The sequence below is a fragment of the Geofilum sp. OHC36d9 genome (assembly GCF_052400685.1).
Taxonomy (GTDB): domain Bacteria; phylum Bacteroidota; class Bacteroidia; order Bacteroidales; family Marinilabiliaceae; genus CAZHHH01.
Genome location: NZ_JBQTGJ010000009.1, coordinates 146,459 through 164,268, shown reverse-complemented (window position 1 = coordinate 164,268; position 17,810 = coordinate 146,459). Strand labels below are relative to the sequence as shown.

General features: G+C 41.7%; 21 protein-coding genes. 18 read left to right on the top strand and 3 right to left on the bottom strand.

Annotated elements, in window-relative coordinates:
• From ACT3CD_RS11090 to ACT3CD_RS11060, 7 genes are all read left to right on the top strand, one after another.
• The coding region (locus ACT3CD_RS11090) for a hypothetical protein (protein WP_444645692.1) at positions 1–201 on the top strand (201 nt) is incomplete at its 5' end.
• Between the two features lie 198 nt (positions 202–399).
• On the top strand, positions 400–1,041 hold the full coding sequence (locus ACT3CD_RS11085) for a hypothetical protein (RefSeq protein WP_444645691.1): 642 nt from the start codon (positions 400–402) through the stop codon (positions 1,039–1,041).
• Between the two features lie 184 nt (positions 1,042–1,225).
• Positions 1,226–1,426 carry a transglycosylase gene (locus ACT3CD_RS11080; RefSeq protein ID WP_444645690.1) on the top strand — a complete coding sequence of 67 codons (201 nt, stop codon included), beginning with the start codon at positions 1,226–1,228 and terminating at the stop codon, positions 1,424–1,426.
• Positions 1,427–1,612: 186 nt separating this feature from the next.
• Entirely contained in the window at positions 1,613–2,272 is a 660-nt protein-coding gene (locus ACT3CD_RS11075; RefSeq protein WP_444645689.1) for a DUF2589 domain-containing protein, read from the top strand.
• A gap of 74 nt (positions 2,273–2,346) precedes the next feature.
• Positions 2,347–2,961, top strand: a complete 615-nt coding sequence (locus ACT3CD_RS11070) for a DUF2589 domain-containing protein (protein ID WP_444645688.1) — start codon at positions 2,347–2,349, stop codon at positions 2,959–2,961.
• A 16-nt stretch (positions 2,962–2,977) separates the two neighbouring features.
• Positions 2,978–3,181 (top strand): TFIIB-type zinc finger domain-containing protein, encoded by a 204-nt coding sequence (locus ACT3CD_RS11065; RefSeq protein WP_444645687.1) that lies wholly within the window; start codon positions 2,978–2,980, stop codon positions 3,179–3,181.
• A gap of 8 nt (positions 3,182–3,189) precedes the next feature.
• Positions 3,190–3,666 (top strand): DUF2589 domain-containing protein, encoded by a 477-nt coding sequence (locus tag ACT3CD_RS11060; protein ID WP_444645686.1) that lies wholly within the window; start codon positions 3,190–3,192, stop codon positions 3,664–3,666.
• A gap of 12 nt (positions 3,667–3,678) precedes the next feature.
• Here ACT3CD_RS11060 and ACT3CD_RS11055 read toward each other — a convergent pair whose 3' ends face one another.
• Genes ACT3CD_RS11055 through ACT3CD_RS11045 form a run of 3 tightly spaced genes read right to left on the bottom strand, consistent with a single transcriptional unit; the run spans position 3,679 to position 6,779 of the window.
• Entirely contained in the window at positions 3,679–4,434 is a 756-nt protein-coding gene (locus tag ACT3CD_RS11055; RefSeq protein ID WP_444645685.1) for a LytR/AlgR family response regulator transcription factor, read from the bottom strand.
• Complete coding sequence (locus tag ACT3CD_RS11050) at positions 4,431–6,227, bottom strand: tetratricopeptide repeat-containing sensor histidine kinase (RefSeq protein WP_444645684.1); 1,797 nt, start codon at positions 6,225–6,227, stop codon at positions 4,431–4,433. The genes ACT3CD_RS11055 and ACT3CD_RS11050 overlap by 4 nt, the downstream gene beginning before the upstream one ends.
• Entirely contained in the window at positions 6,228–6,779 is a 552-nt protein-coding gene (locus tag ACT3CD_RS11045) for a hypothetical protein (protein ID WP_444645683.1), read from the bottom strand.
• A gap of 227 nt (positions 6,780–7,006) precedes the next feature.
• Here ACT3CD_RS11045 and ACT3CD_RS11040 point away from each other — a divergent pair, with 227 nt between their 5' ends.
• From ACT3CD_RS11040 to ACT3CD_RS10990, 11 genes are all read left to right on the top strand, one after another.
• Positions 7,007–7,636, top strand: coding sequence for a TetR/AcrR family transcriptional regulator (locus tag ACT3CD_RS11040; RefSeq protein WP_444645682.1), 630 nt, complete (start codon positions 7,007–7,009; stop codon positions 7,634–7,636).
• A gap of 28 nt (positions 7,637–7,664) precedes the next feature.
• The gene (locus tag ACT3CD_RS11035; protein ID WP_444645681.1) at positions 7,665–8,927 is read left to right on the top strand and encodes a TolC family protein; all 1,263 of its coding nucleotides are present in this window, start codon (positions 7,665–7,667) and stop codon (positions 8,925–8,927) included.
• 184 nt (positions 8,928–9,111) lie between these two features.
• Positions 9,112–10,023 (top strand): HlyD family secretion protein, encoded by a 912-nt coding sequence (locus tag ACT3CD_RS11030; RefSeq protein WP_444645680.1) that lies wholly within the window; start codon positions 9,112–9,114, stop codon positions 10,021–10,023.
• Between the two features lie 266 nt (positions 10,024–10,289).
• Entirely contained in the window at positions 10,290–11,192 is a 903-nt protein-coding gene (locus ACT3CD_RS11025; RefSeq protein WP_444645679.1) for an ABC transporter ATP-binding protein, read from the top strand.
• An 87-nt stretch (positions 11,193–11,279) separates the two neighbouring features.
• A complete protein-coding gene (locus ACT3CD_RS11020) occupies positions 11,280–12,032 on the top strand; it encodes an ABC transporter ATP-binding protein (RefSeq protein ID WP_444645678.1) in 753 nt (250 codons plus the stop codon).
• A 1-nt stretch (position 12,033) separates the two neighbouring features.
• Complete coding sequence (locus ACT3CD_RS11015; protein ID WP_444645677.1) at positions 12,034–12,240, top strand: hypothetical protein; 207 nt, start codon at positions 12,034–12,036, stop codon at positions 12,238–12,240.
• 262 nt (positions 12,241–12,502) lie between these two features.
• Positions 12,503–13,606, top strand: coding sequence for an ABC transporter permease (locus tag ACT3CD_RS11010; protein ID WP_444645676.1), 1,104 nt, complete (start codon positions 12,503–12,505; stop codon positions 13,604–13,606).
• A gap of 66 nt (positions 13,607–13,672) precedes the next feature.
• Entirely contained in the window at positions 13,673–14,782 is a 1,110-nt protein-coding gene (locus ACT3CD_RS11005) for an ABC transporter permease (RefSeq protein ID WP_444645675.1), read from the top strand.
• A gap of 96 nt (positions 14,783–14,878) precedes the next feature.
• Positions 14,879–15,748, top strand: coding sequence for an N-acetylmuramoyl-L-alanine amidase-like domain-containing protein (locus ACT3CD_RS11000; protein WP_444645674.1), 870 nt, complete (start codon positions 14,879–14,881; stop codon positions 15,746–15,748).
• A gap of 29 nt (positions 15,749–15,777) precedes the next feature.
• The gene (locus ACT3CD_RS10995) at positions 15,778–16,350 is read left to right on the top strand and encodes a DNA-3-methyladenine glycosylase I (RefSeq protein ID WP_444645673.1); all 573 of its coding nucleotides are present in this window, start codon (positions 15,778–15,780) and stop codon (positions 16,348–16,350) included.
• 387 nt (positions 16,351–16,737) lie between these two features.
• Positions 16,738–17,802: a sensor histidine kinase gene (locus ACT3CD_RS10990; RefSeq protein WP_444645672.1), complete on the top strand. Its 1,065-nt coding sequence runs from the start codon at positions 16,738–16,740 to the stop codon at positions 17,800–17,802.
• The last annotated feature ends 8 nt before the right edge of the window (positions 17,803–17,810 follow it).

The following is a 17,810-nucleotide window of genomic DNA, read 5'->3' as shown; positions in this document are numbered from 1 at the left end:
GAGGTTCGCAAGTCAGGAAATGAGGTTCGCAAGTCAGGAAATGAGGTTCGCAAGTCAGGAAATGAGGTTCGCAAGTCGGGAAATGAGGTTCGCAAGTCAGGAAATGAGGTTTGCAGGTCTGGAAATAAGGTTGGCAAGTCAGGAATTATAGGTTTAAGTCACGAATTTGAGGATGCCCGACGGTTGTCAATGAACTGTTAAAATGACAGAAAGAAAAATCCTTGAAATAAACGACACTTTATCTTAAGTCGGTTCTGTTTAATAGTTGTAAGTGTCAGGTATACAGGTGTTATTTTTTTATTTGTATTCATTATAAAAAAAATAGACATTATTGGAAGTTGATTTATTATGTGTTAAATTGTGTTTGCAAAATAAAATATTCACCTAACACCAAATGAAATGAACAAAACACAAACTAACCAATTCAGGATGTTTTTGAGCACGCAATCTTTCCTTGATTCCAATGCATCCACCTGGAGCAGTATTCCTCGCATTGTCACGTACAAAAACGGGTTCGACGAAATTATTTCCCGTATTCAGTCTAAAAATGAGAGCAGTCACTTAAATGTTGGTGTCACCCAACAAAAAGGGCAACTGAAAGAAACCATTGCTGCCAAGACCTCCATGTTATCGGGAATATTACAAATCATTGCCAGCGAGCAAGGCGATGAAGATCTGGTCAATGCGGTTAAAATAACCCGGTCGGAAATAATAAAATTACGGGAATCGGATTTGAGTGCCACCGTAAAAAACATTACGGTAAAAGCCGAAGAAAACATCGAAGCCCTGGCTGAGTTTGGCGTTACCCCGGAGGTGATTACCGGCATCAACGCCAGCGTCGACGATTATAACGCCCTCATCGGTGAGCCGCGCACCATTTTGAGTCAAAAATATGCGGCTCTCAGCAATATAGAGGAGCTGTTCGACGAGGGTAATTCCATCCTGAAGTTGAAGCTTGACAACTCCATGTTGCTATTTCGCGAAAACCAGGAGGAGTTTTATCAAGGCTACTTAAATGCAAGGACAATTGTTGACAATTGACCCACCTGGTTGCATCAGTAAGAAAGCTCTGCTTTTTACGCTACGCCAACTTTCAAAATGATCTTTCACCCGAATAAACTCACATGTTTCGGGTTAGGTATTCCTTGAATTTGAACATTTCTTATCATGCGCTTGTCTTTATGAACAGATACATAGTTGTTTATTAACCTTAAAATCGAATGTTATGAAAAATGTTGGTGTTGTTTTGTTAATACTGGGCGTTATTGGATTGGCTTATTTTGGCTATGAAGCCTATCAACAGTCCGGCAGTTTTAATGCTTTTGGGGTGGATGTGGCAGTTAGTAAGGCAGACTGGACACCGGTTATTTTAAGTGCTCTGGTGACGGTTGCCGGTTACCTGATTATGAAAATGAAGCGAAAGTAGTAGATCTCATTTAGTTGTTACAAAGCCCCTGTTGATCTGGTTTGATCGGCAGGGGCTTTCTGTTTACTCATAAATTTTGGTTTGTCACTCGCTGTTAATGGGTTTCTACGCAATTGAATTGATTTCGTTTATGTGTCTCCGTTATTTTGAAGGGTAATCTTTATTTAATAATTAAAATGTCTCATTATGGATTCAAATCTTGTTTCAATGGCGCAGCAGTTCTCGGGTTTACCCATGGACTCCCTCATTGGGGGCCCATTAAATGCTGCGGCAACGGCCAATCAGGCCATGGCGCTTACTCAGACCAAATTTTTGCTGGACACTTGTTTCGCTAAGACACCCGGAACAGGTACCCCGGCTCTCGATTCTTATCTTCCTATCATGATTAAGATGGAATTGACCCGCGGCGTATTAACACCCGGCGATACCTCGGCTGATCCGGCAACAATTCAATCTGTTACGACATCTTTTAATTTGCCTCTAATGACTATCGTGCCTTTAAATTCTTTGGCTGTGACATCTGTGGATATCAATTTTGAGATGGAAGTGAAATCCAGTTTTGTTGAAGAACAATCCGAAGCATCGAAGACAGCCATTAAAGCTGAAGCCTCGTTTGAAGCAAAAGCCGGCTGGGGGCCCTTGTCTGTATCCATTAAAGGATCGGCCAGTTACGATAAGGAGGACTCTTCAACACATAATACCCATTATGAGAAGAGTAACTCAGCCAAGTATTCGGTGAATGTTAAAGCCGGACAGCTTCCTTTACCCAAAGGCGTGAATACGATTATAGAGGCCTTTACCAAAGCTATTGAGCCTATAACTATGCCAGTACCAGCTTCAGCTTAGTAGGTTTTTAAATTTTCCACGGAAGGGATGTGTTTTCTTCCGTGGAATTGAACCAGATTTAATGAATAACCAGTATGGCTAACACAATTAATCCCAAAAATTACCAGGGTAATGGTATCGATATTGAAGGTATCCTGGCTGCGCCTTTTATTGCGGCAGTCAAGGCTAACTCAATGATGGCCAGAGATCAAATCCAGTTTTTAATGGATTTCTGTTTTGCTCAGGATGGCGAAGTCTATCATCCGGTTATGATAACGTTGTCTATTACGAGGCATGAAATAGTGCATCAGAGTAATGGCGAAAAGGAGTTGAAAGTTATAGAAGCCAATTTTGAGGTGCCATTACTGACGCTTATTCCCATGAATTCATTGGCCGTGCAGGATGTTGATGTTGCTTTTGATATGGAGATAACGTCTATTTATCAGAAGAGTGATCGGTTAAGGTTGCAGGCTGGTAAGCCCAATGTGTTTAACAAAGGGGCAGAGGCAGCGGTAAAATTGACTGGCACTATTAGCTATGATTCGAGGGAAGCTCAGATTCAGAGTGGAAAAAGTCAGTATCAGAAAAAAAATAATTCAAAAATGGCTGTAACGATGAAAGCCGCGCCTCTTCCATTGCCTGTGGGAGTAACAGCTCTTATTGAGGTGTATTCCAAGAATGTTTCGGTTAATGCTTTAAATAACAAATAAATAAAACGTATAGTTTATGTATGAGCAAAAAATAAATTGTCCGCAATGTCAAAGTGAAATATTGTTTGATATATATACCCTTCTGAAAGGAGGTAAGTTTGTTTGTCAGAATTGTCATGCAGAAATCAGTCTGGCTAAAGAAAGTCGTGACCAGGTCAAAGATACAATGGATAAGTTTGAGGATGTGAAACAACAGGCTTTTCGTCAAGCCGTAAAATAAATTTTACTATGATTAAATTTGAAGCTTTTGTTGATGCCATTCAAAATGCCGTAGTTAAGGCCAACGAGGCATTGAGAGATAACAACGTCGGAGTCATGAACACTTATTTCACCAAAAGCAGGTTGGGTGATAAGGAGGTTTTGACGCCGCAAACGGTCACAATGACCTATCCGCAAATTACCGACGATGGTGTTGTGGTTAAAGAGATACAGGTGCCTTTACTTACTTTAGCGCCTATGGTAACATCGCAGATCGATGAATTTAAGTTTACCACCAATTTGGAGGTGATGCTTGATAATGATGAACTCCAGGTGGGGTTTGGCAGAAGCAGTACGCCCATACGCAAGATATTTGAAAATTCGGAAAAGCCGCAGTCCTCAACGGCAACCATTGAAATTGTGATTAAGCCGCAGGATATGCCCGAAGGTTTCAGGCAGTTGGTTGAGGGGTACGAAAAAGTGTTGCGTGCTCAGCTTCCGCATTGATGGGTGTTTGTTTTATAGCGTTTTGAATTGATCAAAGATGTTGTTGCTGAATGTTTTACTTACCGGAATGCGTTTTTTGCCGATCAGTAATGTGTTGCCTTCCAGTCCGCTAACATTGCAGATGTTTACAATATATGAGCGGTGCACTCTGACAAATTGGTTGGCAGGTAATTTGTCCTCAAAATGTTTAAGAACGCACGAATAGGTGTATTTTTCTGTTTCGGTGAAGATGGTTGTATAATTACTTTCGGCCTGAAGCCAGAGGATATTCTGTAGCGCAACTTTTTGATAGTGTGTCCCTTTTTTGAAGAAAAGGCAGTCGGGACTTGCTGTCTGCCGTTTGTTAAAGCTCGATTGTTCCGTTTTTGGGGCGGTTGACAGTTGGGTTTTTCCATAAAAGTTAAAAAGTGCCATTTCGATTGCGATGCTTATCTGGCGGTCGTTAAAAGGTTTTAAGAGGAAAGCGGCAGGGTTTACCAGCTTTGCTTGCTTAACCACCTGGTCGTTGGCCAGCGAAGTAAGAAATATAAATGGTATGTGGATCTGTTTATTCACAATTCCGGCCAGATCCAAACCTGTTTTATCGCCTTTAAGCGAGATATCGAGTAGTAAAATATCAACCATATTTTGTGTCAAAAAAGTAGTGGCCTCGTCTACATTGTCAATGGTTGCTGCTATTTGATAGCCCATGTCGGTTAATCGTAATGCGATGTCTTCGGCAATCATTATTTCGTCTTCAACGATAAGAATTTTTATTTTTTGGGTCATAGTTTCTGAAGTTTTTGAAGCTCAAATTGCAATTCCCAGCGGCAACCATCCTGATTGACCTGAGTAATAGTACCATTGAGCTGTTTGGTTAGTGAGTGGATTAATTTTAGGCCTATAGAGCGATGGCCGGGGATGTTTGTGTCGGAAATGCCTGTTCCGTTGTCTGATATAATTAAATGTACATTCGAATGATTCTCAAATAGCAGCAGACTAAGTTTTAGTTTTTTGTTTGTTATAGAACATTGATTGGTTGCATGTTTTAATGAGTTGGTTACAAGTTCGTTGATGATCAGCCCGATTGGGATTGCCACATCAATATGTATGGTTACGTCATCTACATAAATTTCGGTGCTGACTTGCTCCTCCATTCCAAACGTTAAATTATTAACCAATTCGGTGATGTAGTCTTTGAGTCGGATGTGAGTGCCGATATCTCTATCTTTCGCATACAGCTTTTGATGAATCAGCATCAGCGAGTCCACACGACGGCGTGCCGCTTCAAGTTCTTCGGCGGCGGGCTGACCTTTCAGCTGTCTTGCCTGCAACGAAAACATGCTCGAAATCATTTGCAGGTTATTTTTTACTCTGTGATTTAGTTCGCGCAACAAAATGGCTTTTTCCTGATCTCTTTGTTCTATGGTACTTTTTTGTTGTGATACTTTTTGGTAGGCTTTCTTTATTGAGTATTCTAGCCTGTAAAGAATAAATAATAAAATGAGTAAGATTGAAATGCCTGCTGTCAGAAATATGAGTTGTATCCGTTTGTTATGGTTGCCTTTTTTAAGCAACTGAATGTCGGTTTCTTTTTTTTCAAGCAAGTATTGGCTTTCTATTTGAACAATGCGTCGGGTATTTGTGATATTAACCAGGCTGTCGTTATAAATTTCGAATTCTTTGCGGTATTTCAGTGCTTCCTGATACCGACCAGCGTTTTCGTAAAATAGAGCAAGTTCTTTGCTGATGTCCCTGATTTGTTCTTTGAGTGTCGATTTCTTTGCAAGGGAAAGTGATTTTAGCAATAGTTTTTCTCCTTCGCGGTTCTTTTTTTCTTTAATGAGAATTTTGGCCAGGCCCGATTGATAAACAGATACTGAATAATTGTCGTTGAGACAACAGAGTATGGCTATGGCTTTTTTCAGATGGTATTTGGCTTTGTTATTTTGTTGGGTTTCTGAATAAACAAGACCAAGGTTTCCGGTGGCATAGCCTTCTATGTGTTTATTATTGTTGGTTATTTGCAGACATTCAAGTAAGCAGGCTTCAGCACTGTCGTATTGGTTGGTTAAACGGTATGTTTCACCCATATTAATTAGCGCTAAAACCAGGTTTGCAGTGTCCTTCCTTTGTCGAAAGTTTTTGATGGCTTTTTTAATGTATTTTTTACCGTTTTCAAAGTTCTGATCATTTGTATAATGGGAACCTAATTGGAGTTGTATTCCGGCCATCTTGTTATGCCAACCCAGTTCGTCATATATTTTAAGTGCCTTAAAGGAAGCATCAACAGCTTCGGGGTAGTTTCCTAATTTTCTTTGACAAAGACTTATTAGTTCGTACGAAAGAGCCACTTTGCAGGTAAAATTATTTTTTTCGGCCAGCGATAGTGCTCGTCGGGCAAAGGATAAACCTTCCGAATCTGTTGATGTTTGCGCATTCGACAGTAAAAAATCTATTCTTTCATCGTCGGTTTCTAATTCCTCAACTATTTGTAACAGGCTATCCATGTGAAATCTGTTTTGTGACACACAGGTTATGCACATTCCCATCAGGATAAACAAGAGTTGAGATCGTATCATCTATAGTTTTTTTACTTTTCCCGGAGGTATGGATTCTGTGGTATTTCCTATTAAAGGGTCAATAATTCCTATTTTATTGGTGCCGTCAATTTTGAAAAGTATGGCATATTGGAGGTTGTTTGCGCAGGTCATTTTTTTAGCTGTGTATAAATCAAAAGAATCCGTTTCGTCTGATTCAACATAGAAGTGCCCGTCAACGCTATACCTGTATGAAGTCTTTTCTAAATCAAAAATGCCGGCCCAGTCTTCAATGGTGGGTAAGCTTTCTGATATCATTGACAGGTTTAATTCTGCTTTGGGAGAGGTGGTATTTCCTGAATTTTTTAGTAGTGATAACTTTAATTTTGTTAATGATTCAATAATCTTAATTTTATAATGTGAATTTTCATCAATTGATAAAATTTGTCGTCCCTTCCAGTAAACGTCCGGCGCATCGAAGGTGCAGAATTGGTCGGTTTTGAAAGGTTTGTCCATTGTTCCCCAGACAGAATCGTTGCCGAAGAATTTTAACATGCTTTCTGTGTCAACATAAATTGTAATTGTTTGTGTCATAGCTTTTAAAATTTATGAGTTATGTCATGTTTGTAATTGTTTTGTGAATGTAGCTATATTATAGAATTATACAATATTTAGTTTTAGTGTTATTTAACAGCTATATTATTGTTCAGTAGAACGTTGCTTTTCGGCACGATTAAATCTCCTTTTATTTAAATTTTTTTGCTCTTTCCAATAGTTTGTAATACATTTGACCAGTTGGTTAAACTAAATAGTTAAACTAGATGGTTGATATTAAAGATAACAAAAAGGGACCCACACCGGAGGAGCTGATTCTTGAAGCCGCGCGTCGGGTTTTTGTACAAAAGGGTTTTGATGGTGCCAGAATGCAGGAAATTGCTGATGAGGCAGGGGTGAACAAAGCATTGGTACATTATTATTATAGAAGTAAGGATAATTTGTTTGAAGCTATTTTTAGTGATGCTTTTAAGCGGTTTTGGCCTTCTCTTGAGCCGGTAATGGCCAAAGGCGATGTATCGGTGAAGGGATTGATTCGGGCTGCTGTTAATGGTTACATGGATATTTTAATAAAAATGCCATATCTGCCTATGTTTGTAGTCGGTGAAATTAACCGCTCGCCCGGGAGAATTGAAGGCTTATTGAAGACGGCTGGTATTCAGCCTCAGGTTATTGTTGATTTCTTTCAAAAACGGATGAATCTTGGTGAAGTTGTTAAAATGAATCCGCGGGAGATTTTTGTCAACATTGTCGGGTTATGTGTTTTCCCATTTATTTCTAAACCGCTTTTGTGTCGTATGTTATGGGAGTCGACGGACGAGTATGATGAATTTATTGAGAAGCGTCGTGATGCTTTGTATGAATTTATTTGTCGGGCAATATTGGTCAATCCGTAAGTTTTAAAATTTGAAACAAATAATTGTTATGTGGAAAGCAATTTTAGGGGTTTTGTTATTTAATGGGTCGCTTTTGCTGTCGGCTCAGACACATTCGGTGGATGACTACTGGCGCATGGCGCGTGAGAATTATCCGTTATTGCAGGGGCGTGAGTCATTGATTGCAGCGTCTGAATTGAAGGTTAAAAATATTCAGAGTGCCTGGCTGCCTCAATTGGATGTGTCGGGACAGGCTACCTGGCAAAGCGATGTGCCACATGTAACGGGCATTACTTCAATGTCGTTCAGCATTCCGTCGGCACCCAAAGACCAATACAAGATAGCACTGGATGTGTCTCAGACTTTGTACGATGGCGGTCGCACCCGCCTGCGCGCAAAGGCGGAAGCAATCAGTGGCGACTTGCAACTGGTGGATGTGGAAGCTACCTTACAGCAGGTGCGAAGTGCGGTGACTCAGCTGTTTTTTAATGCTTTGATGCTTGAGGCGCAGAAGAAACAGTTGGATTATGTTTCTAACGATCTGAATGCCAGGCTGGCCGAACTGCAGGTGGCCTTTGAAAATGGGGCCGTGTTAAAATCATCGGTGCAGGCATTGAAAGTGGAACGCTTACGCATACAGCAAAAGCTAATTGCTTTGGACGAAGCAGAACGATCTTTGTTGAGCAGTCTGGCATTGTTCACGGGACAGGATGGTATTGACATTTCTGAATTGGCAGAGCCCGGGGATGCTACTTTTGAAACGCCTTTACAACGTGCTGAATATGAGAAGTTTGATTTGCTGAAGTCGCAGGCCGATGCCGGGATTATGCTGTACCGGCGCAATCGGTTACCCGTTATGGCTGCTTTTGCTCAGGCCGGTTATGGCAACCCGGGCTACAATATGCTTCAGGATGAGTTCGATACGTTTTTGATGGTGGGGGTTAAGGTTAAGTGGACGCCATGGGATTGGAAGCAATCACGCCGTAACCGCGGGGTATTACAAAATCAGAAAGAGTGGGTGGACTATCAGCAGCAGAGTTTTGAGCTTCAGCAGCAGCGGGATTTTTTACAGGCGGCCGGTGAGACGGAGCAGTACCGCAAAATGATGGAGAAGGATGAAGAGATAATTCAGCTTCAAAGCGAAGTGACCAGTGAATATCGTACGCAGCTAAAGCGTGGAGCCATTACTTCGGCCGATTATCTGGCTGAATTGAATGCTGAAGCACGTGCGCGGCTCGACAGGGATTTGCATCGCCTGAACTATTTGCACAGTCTGGCTCAACGTCAGCAGATAGGGACCAATGAAGATTAACCGACGTTCTGAGCAGTCTCCGGTTCTTTTTTATAAATGATTGTTTTATGACAAGCGAAGAGTTCTATTCAAAGGTTTAAAGTAAAATGTTTTGGTAAGAAACGAGCCATGAATTATTTCACATACAGGAGGTTGATTAATTATGGTGAGTTTCTTGTGATTTTAAAAATCAAATAATAAACAGATGAAAAAAATTGACAATACAGTTTGGTCCCGATTACTACTTCTTATATTGGTATTGGGCGGTTTTACGTCTTGCGGGAAGGGTTATCCGGAAGCCGATGCTTATGGTAATTTTGAGGTTGATGAGGTGGTGGTTAGTGCCGAAGAAAACGGCCGGTTGCTGAAATTTGAACTCAACGAAGGCGATGCTGTTACTGCCAATCGGAAGTTGGGATTAATTGATACAGTGATGCTTGTGTTGAACCGTCAGCAGCTGGATGCTTCGGCGCTATCGGTTCAGGCACGGTCCATGCAGCTTCAGAAGACCATTGAGGTACAAAAAGCCCGGCTTGAAATGTTGCAAAAGGAGGCACAACGTGTGATTCAGATGTTCGATGCCGGTGCCGCTACTCAACGTTCGTATGATGAGGTTACGGGGCAACTGCTGGTGGCCCGGCGTGAATTGGCGCAGGTGCGATCACAGGAAGCAGCACTTAAGGCTGAGACGGCATTGATAGGAGCTAAGAAGGCAATGTTGAACGAACAATTAAAACGTTGTCGTGTGGTGTCGCCTGTAAGCGGTACGGTGCTTCAAAAATATGTTGAGGCGGGCGAAATGGTGGCACCCGGCAAGCCTTTGTTTAAGGTGGCCGATATTCATAATATTGAGTTGAGGGCTTATGTGTCAGGTAGTCACCTGAGTGAGGTGACAATAGGTCGGGAAGTGACCGTCCGTTACGACAAGGGCAAAAATGATTATGGCGTTACCACCGGAAAAATTTCATGGATATCGTCATCGGCCGAGTTTACACCGAAAATTATTCAGACCAAAGAAGAACGTGTTGATTTGGTTTATGCCTTTAAGGTGATTGTACCCAATAAGGATGGTGTGTTGAAGATTGGAATGCCCGGCGAAGTACTGTTTGACAAATAGTGCTTGCAGGAAAAGGCTTGTGGCAGATAAGAGATATTCAAAGTCAAGTCTTGCGAAGCCCTAAAACGCAATGTGTTTGTGTGATGTAATTGTAATAAATGGTAGTGTATGCCCGAGAACTCCGGCGACAGATTACGAAGGCTTCATATTTGAGGTTTTCGAAGCTCAAAAAGATGTGAGTTGACTCTTGAAAATGCTCATTTTGAAAGCGGGCCTAACAAAAAAAGATGGAGTTTTTTTGCAGACACGAGATAGAAGAAAAGCCGATGATTCAAGTTACCGATATAACTAAAAAATTTGACGATGTAGAAGCCTTGCGGGGCATCTCCTTCCAGGTGAACGATGGCGAATTATTTGGCGTCATTGGTCCCGACGGTGCCGGAAAAAGTACGTTGTTTCGTATTCTGATATCCTTGTTGTTGGCCGACAGTGGCTCGGTGCGGTTATGGGGGCTTGATCCGGTTGCCGATTATCTTAAGGTGCGGAGGATGGTGGGCTACATGCCCGGGAAATTTTCATTGTACGAAGATTTATCCATTGAGGAAAATCTGGCGTTTTTTGCGTCGGTGTTTGGCACAACCATTCACGAAAATTACTATCTCATCAAAGATATTTATCAGCAGATAGAGCCTTTCAAAACCAGGCCTGCCGGGAAGCTATCGGGAGGTATGAAGCAGAAGCTGGCCCTGTCGTGTGCGTTAATTCACAAGCCTCGTTTGCTGGTGTTGGATGAGCCGACCACCGGTGTGGATGCCGTCTCGCGCAGTGAGTTTTGGGAGATGCTTAAACGACTGAAGGAATATGGCATAACCATTTTGGTGTCAACTCCCTACATGGATGAGGCCACCTTGTGTGATCGCGTGGCGCTGATGCAGCAGGGACGTGTTATGGATGTTGCAACCCCGGCAAAGGTTGTGGCCGGTTTTTCCGGGCGGTTGTTTGGCGTACGTGGTCCTGATATGTATCAACTTATTAACGATTGCCGGGCTTTTGATGCTTCGGTATCTGTTTTTCCGTTTGGTGAAGAGCTGCATATTTCTTTTAAAGATGGTGGTGACTTTTCAGATGGCTTACTTGCCTGGTTGAAAGAGAAGGGGCATGTGGCTGTTTCTATCTCTGAAATTAAACCCGGCATCGAAGATCGTTTTATGGCGCTGATGGCGAAATGAAGAAGCCGAAGGGATGATGGGTCACATAATGCAAAGGGGAATTTGAAATGAAAGGTTCAATTTACCTGTAAATTAAATGATGTACGAATGAGAGACGACACAATAGATAATGGTACAGATAAGTCGGTGTTGGTTGATAATCTGGTAAAGAAATTTGGCAGTTTTACGGCCAATGATCATCTCACTTTTCACGTCAATAAAGGGGAGATATTTGGGTTTCTGGGCGCTAATGGAGCCGGGAAAACTACAGCTATTAAGATTTTGTGTGGCTTGACGTCGCCAACATCCGGCACTGCAATGGTGGCAGGCTATGATGTGGCCCGACAACCCGAAATGGTGAAGAAGCGCATTGGTTACATGAGTCAGAAGTTTTCATTGTACGACGATTTAACGGTGTTCGAAAATATCAGGTTGTTTGGAGCGATATATGGTCTTAGCAAGCAGGACATTAATGCGCGAGCCAACGATATTTTTGTTCGGCTGAATCTTGAAGGGGCCCGAAACCGGCTTATCAGAACATTGTCGTTGGGGTGGAAGCAGAAATTGGCTTTTTCTGTGGCCATTTTGCATCGTCCCGAAATTGTTTTTCTGGATGAGCCAACCAGTGGTGTAGACCCGGTGACCAGACGCCAGTTTTGGGAACTTATCTACCAGGCGGCTCACGATGGCATTACGGTATTTGTAACCACGCATTATCTTGATGAGTCGGAGTATTGTGACCGTGTCACCGTCATGGTCGACGGACGTATCAGCGCACTGGATACCCCGGCTAATCTGAAAAAACAATTCAACGCACCAGATATGAATAATGTTTTCCTGAAGTTGACCCGAAATGTTTAAAATGATGTCTATTGTCTGTACTAACGTTCTTGATTTTTTGAACGGAATTTGGTGGTTGTGGCTGTTTGCCATGGTTCAGTTTCTGGCCTATGGTATACTGGTGGGGATGAAAGTTAAAACCAAAAGACGACCAAACACTTTTTATAGTCAAACTCAAAATATTATGGACAGGCACAACATCAAGTTTGTCGATAAACAAAGTGTTTAAAGTCTGAAATTCATAACCAAGGCTTGCGAAGTCGTAGACTTTATAGACAAACACGAAATAATAATTATTAAAATGAAACGAGCCATGGGAATTGATTCGCACACAGAAGTATGATTATCCCGGCGAGTTCCATCTGGCAACTGAAAAACAAATTATAATCATATGAAACGAACATGAATTTTAGCATTCTAAAATACACACAGGAGAATGATTAAAATTCATCGAGAGTTCCATATGACCATTGAAAGATAAATTTAAACATATGAAACAACTAATAGCCTTCATCAGGAAGGAAGCAATGCACATATTTCGTGATTATCGCACCATGTTGGTGTTGTTTCTTATGCCTGTAGCACAGCTTTTGATTTTTGGATATGTTATCTCAACTGAAATAAAGGATGCCAGAATCGGCGTGTTGGATAAGGCACATGATTATTCGTCGCGGCAGTTGGTTGATCGTCTGAGTGCTTCAGGTTATTTCAGGGTGGTTGATTATCTTCAGAGTGAGCACGAAATTGAGAGTGCCTTCCGCAAAGGTGATTTTCAAATGGCAGTGGTCATTGGTGAAGGGTTTGGAAATAATATGATACGTCCCGAAGGAAGTCGTATTCAGCTTATTGCCGATGCTTCGGATGCCAATACAGCTCAAATGCTGGTTAGTTATGCATCCGGTGTTGTTTCCAAATATGCGGCGGAGCAGAAGACATTTCCCGCTCACGGATCCATTGAAACAGAAATAAGGATGTTTTTTAATCCGGCGCTTAAGGGGGTCTACATGTCTATTCCCGGTATTATGGCTATGGTACTTATATTGGTGTCAGCCATGATGACATCCATATCAATAACCCGCGAAAAAGAATTCGGTTCCATGGAGGTGTTGTTGATCTCTCCTCTTAAACCATTTCAGATTATACTGGGAAAAGTGACGCCTTATGTGGTTTTGTCATTTATTAATGCCTTAACCATCATTGTAATAGGCGTGTTTGTGTTTAAGGTGCCGGTGGTTGGGAGCTTGTTCTGGCTGTTGATTATAAATTTTATTTACATTTTGTTGGCCTTATCGCTGGGAATATTTATCTCAACGGTGGCTAAAAGTCAGATGGTAGCTATGTTCATTTCTATGATTGGGTTGATGCTGCCAACCATATTGTTGTCTGGTTTTATTTATCCGGTTGCCAGTATGCCAAAGGCGTTGCAGGTAATTAGTGTCATTATGCCGGCACGCTGGTACATTCAGGCCATGAAAACAGTGATGTTTAAAAGCGGTGAATTGATTTTTATATGGAAAGAGCTGCTTATATTAATCTCATTTTTTGTTGTTTTCATGGTTTTGAGTGTTCGTAATTTTAAAATTCGATTACAGTAAACTGATGGGCCGGCACAACTTCATGTCAGCAAGTAAACGTCGTGTTTTTTATTAAAATTTTTGGTGATGCGAACAATATTATATCTTCTTCAAAAAGAGTTTATTCAGATATTCAGGAATAAAACCATTCTGCCGCTGATATTTATTCTGCCGGTACTGCAGTTATTGATTTTGGTGAATGCCGCTACCATGACAATGAAGAATTTAAGAGTGGAGGTGGTTGATAGTGATCATTCACAGCTGAGCCGACAGTTGTTGACTGAATTACAGGCATCGCCGTTTTTTGTGGTGGCGGTGAACGATCAAACGGTGACACAGGCGGTTGATGAGCTGGAAAAGAGTACCGCCGATTTGGTATTGGTTATTCCTCGCGGCTTGGAAAAGTCGCTGACGCTTAATAATAACAGCACCGTACAGGTTTTGGCCGATGCGGTTAATTCGCAGCAGGCTCAACTGGGATATGCTTATCTGCAACAGGTTATAACCCGTTTGGGACGTAACTTGCAGGTAGAGATGGCCACTGTTGCAACCGGTGGGGGCATTGTGGTTTCTTCACGGTATTGGTTTAATCCGGGATTGAATTATAAATTTTTTATGTTTCCGGGCATTCTTGTGATTTTAGTCTCTGTTATAGGAATGTTTTTGACGGCCATCAACCTTGTTCGTGAAAAAGAGATGGGTACCATCGAGCAAATGAATGTGACGCCGGTTCGCAAGTCTCAGTTTATCATCGCCAAACTGGTTCCTTTTTGGGTTATAGGGCTGTTCGAGCTGGCTTTTGGCCTGCTCATTGGTAAATTGATATACGGTATTCCCATGGTTGGGAGTTTGTGGCTTTTATTTGGCATGGCGGCCATATACCTGATCGGTTTACTGGGGTTGGGGTTGCTGATCTCAACTTTCTCGGCTTCGCAGCAACAGGTTACTTTTGTAAGCTATTTTTTCCTTTTAGTGTTTATCCTGATGAGTGGAATTTTTACTTCTGTGGATAATATGCCGCAATGGGGACGTTGGCTCAACACGCTTAATCCTGTTTATTATTTTATCGATATTGTTCGAAGCATTCTGTTGAAAGGTGCGGGCTTCAGGGATTTGTTAGCGCCTTTTACTGCTATTTCCGTATTGGCGGTGGCATTGGTGTCATTGGCCGTGCGGAATTATCGTAAAACGGTATAAACGGCAAAAGGAGATCTTTATTTTGCGCATAAAATATGGGTGTATGACTGTTAAATCGACTTCATTCCTTATTTTTACAAAAATAATCAAATGATTATGCGCCAACTGTCTTTGCTGATTTCGATTTTTATTTTTTGGGGATGCCATCACGCCTCGTCCCGAACCGGCGGTTTGGTGGATCATTCATCCGATATTATTTGTACTTCTCAGGACTCGTTGATTTTTGAGGATTGGGCTAAAAGTTATCAGTCTGCACCGGAAACAGATCCCTCATGGTCGAATCTTTTACCTGCCATTGGCCGGCAGTTTCTGGGTACACCTTATGTGGCAAAGACGCTGGAAGTGCCGGGCAATGAGCATTTGGTGGTGAATCTGCGTGAGATGGATTGTACTACTTTTTTGGAATATGTGCTCGCAATGGCAACAATTGTACGTCATGAGGAGCTTAACTGGAATGCTTTCTGTGATGCTTTGGTACGCATTCGTTACCGCAATGGTCGGGTAGAGGGTTTTCCTTCGCGATTGCACTATTTTACCGAGTGGATGCATCACAATAATTTGTTGTTAATCAGTGACTCACTGGGCGATGCTGCGCTGAATACCAATGTTGATTTTATGTCTCGAAATCCACAGTATTATAGGCAGTTGAAAGATGATACGACTTTGATAAAGGCCATCAGAAATACCGAACAACACATTGCCGGTTACAACATGCGGTTTATCACCAGGGATCATCTTCCCCTGGTGGCAAATTATATTCGTAATGGCGATATCATTGCCTTTGTATCGTCGGTCAGCGGACTGGATGTTTCACACACTGCCCTGGCTTTGTGGGTCGATGGTGATTTGCACTTGTTACACGCTTCCACGCGACAGAACAGGGTGGAGGTTTCACCTGTTTCGTTAACCGTTTATTTGGAGGGTATGTCTACTGTTACAGGTATTTTGATAGGCCGTATGCCGTAATTTATTATCTCTGATGCTAAATTTTTGTTATGACTAAACATCGCTGTGATTGGCCGGGTAATGACCCGTTAATGATTGATTATCACGACAACGAATGGGGAACACCTGTTCATGATGAGCGCAAATGGTTCGAATTTCTGGTGCTCGACACTTTTCAGGCTGGCCTTAGCTGGCGTACCATTTTGCATAAACGTGAAAATTTTCGTGCGGCCTTTGATCAGTTCGATTATGAAAAAATAGCCTTATACGATGAAGATAAGGTGGAGACGCTATTGCGTGATGCCGGAATAATACGTAACCGGTTAAAAGTGCAGGCAACCATTGCCAATGCCCGGTGTTTTATTAAGTTGCAGCAGGACGAAGGCTCTTTTGATTCCTTTGTGTGGAAATTGGTTGACGGTAAGCCGGTGGTTAATCATTGGATGAGTATTCAGGACGTGCCTGCGACTTCGCCGCTTAGCGATGCGTTAAGTAAAATTCTTAAAAAGAAGGGCTTTAAGTTTGTGGGGTCAACTACTTGCTATGCTTTTTTACAGGCCGCGGGCGTCGTAAACGATCATTTGATGGATTGTTTTCGGTTTGAGGAATTGAAACATTTATAGGCTCTGAGGTTTGCTTGCCGTTTTTTGTTCGTTGTCAGACTGATGATTTTGGCTGCTGGCCAATTGTTTAAATCTTTCAGAATGTCTGGTATATCGGCTATTGATATCCTTTCGTCGATAAATTTTTTGTTTCTGTTTTTTGTTCCTCATTTTTGTCCTTTGAAATAACCCAGAACGATAGCAAAATCTGGAATAGGGATAACTACCTCAATGCACAATGGAATTTGTCTGGCAGAACCAGTGTTTTATCGTTATTTCGTTTTTTTATATGCTATGATTGGTGTCTTTTTGGGCTTGAGTCGCCTCGCAAATCAGCGGCTCCCGAACTCATTGAAGCACTTCGATACGAGTCGTTTTATTGCTTTGTAATATTTATAAATGAGTTATATGTCATTCAAACGTGCTTTTTCACTAAGAGGACTTCTTATTCACACGCTTTTTTGGGTGTTTTGGGTTGTGGTGCCTTTTCTGTTTTCAATGGTTGATGGACGCATGCACACGTCAATACCGCCTGACTATTATTACCGCACCGTATTTACAATGGTCCTGTTTTATGTTAATTATTTATGGTTGATTGATAAAGCGCTGTTTAATCGCAAAATACTTGTTTATATCGCTATCAATCTTGGTCTGGTATTGTTATTTATCGCTTTTGAAGTTTTAAGACATGAACTCACGTCGCCCGATTTTAACTCTTACATACCCAGGCTGAAGAGTGACCATTCTATGATGATCAGTCGCCGCCGCCCTCCATATCTGTTTATGCTTACAGGTATGTTTTTTTCGTATGTATTTGCCATTAGTATCGCAATTGCTATAAAGGCGACAACCCGTTGGTTTATGCTGGATGCTCAGCGTAAATCTCTGGAAAATGAGAATTTGAAGTCGGAGTTAAGTAATTTAAAAATGCAGCTCAATCCGCATTTTTTCTTTAATACGTTAAACAATATTTATTCGCTCATTCAGTTATCGCCCGATAAGGCGCAGGATGCGGTGCACCGGTTGGCAAAATTGATGCGTTATCATTTGTATGAAACCAATTCAGATACAGTACCGCTTAAAGGCGAACTTGATTTCCTGGAAAGTTATGTGGCTTTGATGAAGTTGCGTACCGGAGCAAATATGAAAGTAAACTTCAGCTATTCGGTGGAAGACGATGGTGATATGATTGCCCCATTACTGTTTGTTCCTTTGGTTGAAAATGCCTTTAAATATGGAGCTAGCAGTGATTCTAACTCTGTGATTCTGATTCATGTTAATGAGGAAAACCATGTACTGGAGGTGAAGGTTGAAAACTCCGTTTTTGTCAATCCTGAAGCGTTGGATGCTCATGGGGGAATTGGGTTGGATAATTTGCAAAAGCGTCTTCGCCTTATTTATCCCGAGCGTTATTCCTTTGATGCAGGGTTGCATGGTGAAATGTTTGTTGTAAATTTAGTCATCCGGTTATAAAAATATTA